Raw genomic sequence first — 432 nt, 5'->3', positions numbered from 1 at the left:
CCGCCTCGCCCGTGATGCCGCGCGCGGCCCGCCCCGCCCGCGACGCCGCTCGTGCTGCGCCGCGCGCGCGCTCAGCTGCCGAAGAGCGCCTTCAGATCCACATCCGCCTTCTCGGCGACGCTGAACTGCAGCAGCGGCTGCTCGGCGTAGCCGAGCGGGCGTGCGATCAGCAGGTCGGGGAACTGCTCGATGCGCACGTTGTGCACATTGACCGCCTCGTTGTACCACTCGCGGCGGTCGGCGATGGCGTTCTCGAGCGCGGTGATGCGGCTCTGCAGCTGCATGAAGTGCTCGTTGGCGCGCAGCTCGGGGTAGGCCTCGGCGACCGCGAAGAGCTGCCCCAGCCCGCCGCGCAGCAGGTTCTCGGCGGCGCCGAGCGCCGCCACGTCGCGGGCCTCGCGCGCCTGGGCGACGCGGGCGCGCGCCTCGGTC

At 74.3% G+C, this 432-nt stretch carries 1 protein-coding gene; it reads right to left on the bottom strand.

Annotated features, from left to right (window positions below):
• Nucleotides 1-71: 71 nt before the first annotated feature.
• Nucleotides 72-432, bottom strand: a 361-nt coding sequence (locus tag C667_RS23950; RefSeq protein ID WP_004392946.1) for a LemA family protein, incomplete at its 5' end; no start/stop codon positions are given.

Source organism: Thauera phenylacetica B4P, from assembly GCF_000310225.1.
GTDB lineage: Bacteria > Pseudomonadota > Gammaproteobacteria > Burkholderiales > Rhodocyclaceae > Thauera > Thauera phenylacetica.
The sequence above is the reverse complement of the archived record's forward strand: the minus strand, read 5'-3'. Positions and strand labels throughout refer to the sequence as shown.